This window comes from Acidovorax sp., from assembly GCF_046341535.1.
Taxonomy (GTDB): domain Bacteria; phylum Pseudomonadota; class Gammaproteobacteria; order Burkholderiales; family Burkholderiaceae_C; genus Acidovorax.
The window spans coordinates 1-3,310 of record NZ_JBKDRI010000015.1; the positions used below are offsets into that span (position 1 = coordinate 1).

The following is a 3,310-nucleotide window of genomic DNA, read 5'->3' on the forward strand; positions in this document are numbered from 1 at the left end:
GCACTTGGCGGGCATCACGCGCACCTGGCAATACGCGCCGGGTGGCTGGCTGGCATAGGCCGCGCGGTCGCCCACACGCAGGTGGGTCACGCCCTCACCCACGGCCTCCACAACGCCTGCGCCCTCCATGCCAATGCCAGCGGGCATGGGCAGCGGGTAAAGGCCGGTGCGGTGGTACACATCAATGAAGTTCAGGCCCACGGCATGGTGGTGGATGCGGATCTCACCGGGCCCGGGCTCGCCCACGGTCACATCAACCAGAGAAAGTTCTTCGGGTCCGCCGTGCTGGCGGATCTGTACGGCAAGGCTCATGGCAAACGGCTCCTGTGCGGTTGGGTGCCCGACGGATGACAAGGCGGGCATTGATAACGAACGTTGTCGATCGTGCCATGAATCTGTAAGGCCTGCAGAGAGCGAGGACAGGTCTTGAACCGGTACAGTGCAGCCATGACGCAAAGACTGACACCCGCCACGGCGGGTTTGCTGGTGATTCCCCCGCTGCTGTGGGCTGGCAACGCGGTAACAGGCCGCTTGGTACACGACCTGATTTCGCCCAGCACCCTGAATTTCATCCGCTGGATGCTCGCCTTTGGCCTGCTGCTTCCGCTGGCCCATGGGGTGCTGCGCCGAGACAGCGGGCTGTGGCCCCATTGGCGGCGCTATGCTGTGTTGGGCTTGCTGGGCATAGGCTTGTACAACGCGCTGCAGTACCTGGCGCTGCAAACCTCCACGCCCATCAACGTGACGCTGGTGGGCTCCAGCATGCCCGTGTTCATGCTTGTGGTGGGTGCGCTGTTTTTCGGTGCGGCAGTCACACGCCGGCAATTGCTGGGGGCGCTGCTGTCGGTGTGCGGCGTGCTGCTGGTATTGAGCCGTGGCGACTGGTCTCAACTCATGGCCTTCCGTCTCGTGCCTGGCGACATCTTCATGTTGCTGGCAACCCTGTCGTGGGCGTTTTACAGCTGGCTGCTATCGCGCACCGCCGAACCGGCGTCCATTCGCACCGACTGGGCTGCTTTTTTGATGGCACAAATGGTGTTCGGCCTGGCATGGTCGGGCGGCTTTGCGGGTGCCGAATGGGCCTCGGGGCGCGCCCACATCGAATGGGGATGGCCGCTGGCCGCTGCGCTGGTGTTTATTGCCGTCGGCCCTGCCGTGCTGGCCTACCGATGCTGGGGCATTGGCGTTGGGCGCGCGGGTCCGGCCGTGGCCGGTTTCTTTGTCAATCTCACGCCACTGTTTGCGGGCGTGATGTCGGCTGCATTCCTGGGTGAGACGCCGCGGCTGTTCCATGCTGCGGCGTTTGCGCTCATCGTGGGCGGCATCATCGTCTCCTCGCGCCGCTGACCCAACTGCCGGGCGCGTCCGGGCGGGCGGTCAGCCCGCGCCTGGGGCTATAGACAACAGTGCCTTAGCCGGGCAAGGCGCAACCTGCAAATCGCGCGAAGCGACAGACGCGAAGGCAGCCGACTGAAGCATGACGTTCAGATCCGCAGCAGGCTGGGGTCTGGCCATCAGGTAGCCTTGGAATAACTGGCAGCCATATTCGGCCAGGGTATCTTTTTGCGCCTGCGTTTCCACGCCTTCAGCGATCACGTCCAATTCCAAATTGCGTGCCATGCCGATGATGGTCTGCACAATGACATCGTCCGCAGGGCGCACGCCCAGATTGCGCACAAAGGATTGGTCGATTTTGAGTTGGTCAAGCGGCAGCCGGGTGAGGTACGCAAGCGATGAATAGCCGGTACCAAAATCATCCAACGAAAAACGCACGCCCTTGGTCTTGAGCAAGCCCATTTTGCTGACCGTGTCATCCACGTTGTCCAGCACCAGCGATTCCGTCAGTTCCAGCTTGAGCAAGTGGGCAAGCGCACCGGTCTCGCGCAGAACATCCACCACCCGCGCAACAAAGTCCCGCTGGCGGAACTGGCGCGCACTCACATTCACGGACACTTGCACATGGCGGTAACGCGGGTCACTGCTCCAGGCCGCCAGATCTTCACAGGCCGTGCGCAGCACCCAATGGCCAATAGGAACGATCAGCTCGCTCTCCTCCGCCACACTGATGAAGCCGCCTGGCGTCACCAGTCCACGCTCCGGATGACGCCAACGGATCAGGGCCTCGACGCCGACAATATGGCCGTCCAGGTTGAATTGCGGCTGGTAATGCAGCTCGAATTCCCGCCCTGCGAGCGCGGCTTGCAGGTCGAATTCGAGGCGCGCGCGGGCATTGATGGCCACCTGCATCTCGGGGTCGAAAAAGCACATGCCATTGCGCCCCTGCGACTTCACCTGGTACATGGCGATGTCAGCCTCCTTGAGCAGATCGACCGACATCCGCTGCGAACCGCCCATGAGCGTGACACCCACGCTCGGTGTGATTTGGTACACATGGCTGCCCAACGAAAACGGCAGGTTCAGTCGCCGCAGGATTTTCTCGCCCACACGGCGGGCGTAGGCGGCGGCCTCGTCCGAGTGGGTCGAGACTTCGTGCAGCATGACCACGAATTCGTCCCCCCCAAGGCGGGCCACCGTATCTTCGCGGCGCACACAGGCCTTCAAGCGCTCCGCCACCTGCTGCAGCAACAAGTCACCGACCTCGTGGCCCAGGGTATCGTTCAGCGTCTTGAAATGGTCCAGATCAAGAAAAAGCAGCGCGCCGTACTGCCCGCTGCGCCCGCTGGCAGTCATGGCATGCTGCATGCGGTCCATCAGCAGGCGCCGGTTGGGCAGGTTGGTCAGCGGATCGTAGAACGCCAGATTTTCGATTTCGGCATTCGCCTGCCTGAGCGCCGTGACGTCGTGGTAGGTGATGACAAGCCCGCCATCAGGCGTTGGACGCTCAGTGATCTGAATGGTGCGCCCGCTGGGCTGAACCTGCTCGTGCGAATCGCCGGGAAACGCCTGCTGCCGAAGCCGCTCTTGCACCCAAAGCTCGCGGGTTTCGTCGTCGGCTTCCGGCAGCTGGTGGGCAGCGTCCACCTCCAGCAGACGACGCAACGGCTGGCCCGGCACCATCAGCGCGCGCATCCACGGAAACATCTCCTCAAAGTGATGGTTCCACTGGACCACCTCACGCTTGCCGTTGAGCAACAGGAAACCGCTCACCATGGACTGGAGCGCCTGCTCCAGCGTCGCCTTGGATTGCGCAATGGCTACCCGCGCCTGAGCCAGCCGTTCTAGATAGCGCAGGGTAGTCCAGCCGGCAACGATGATCATGACCACGAAAAGCAAAGCCGTCAGCCCGACCTCTTTGCTTTGACTGCGCCAGGGAAGCAGGGCTTCGTCCAGCGGGATGCTCACCGCCACT

3 protein-coding genes are annotated in these 3,310 nt (G+C 62.8%); 1 reads left to right on the plus strand and 2 read right to left on the minus strand.

The window, feature by feature from the left end; genetic code table 11:
- Positions 1–312, minus strand: a 312-nt coding sequence (locus ACK543_RS00825; RefSeq protein ID WP_409940987.1) for an alcohol dehydrogenase catalytic domain-containing protein, incomplete at its 3' end; no start/stop codon positions are given.
- 135 nt (positions 313–447) lie between these two features.
- Here ACK543_RS00825 and ACK543_RS00830 point away from each other — a divergent pair.
- On the plus strand, positions 448–1,347 hold the full coding sequence (locus tag ACK543_RS00830; protein WP_409940988.1) for a DMT family transporter: 900 nt from the start codon (positions 448–450) through the stop codon (positions 1,345–1,347).
- Positions 1,348–1,377: 30 nt separating this feature from the next.
- On the opposite strand, the gene ACK543_RS00835 is transcribed toward ACK543_RS00830, so the two are convergent.
- The gene (locus ACK543_RS00835) at positions 1,378–3,309 is read right to left on the minus strand and encodes a putative bifunctional diguanylate cyclase/phosphodiesterase (RefSeq protein ID WP_409940989.1); all 1,932 of its coding nucleotides are present in this window, start codon (positions 3,307–3,309) and stop codon (positions 1,378–1,380) included.
- Between the last annotated feature and the right edge of the window lies 1 nt (position 3,310).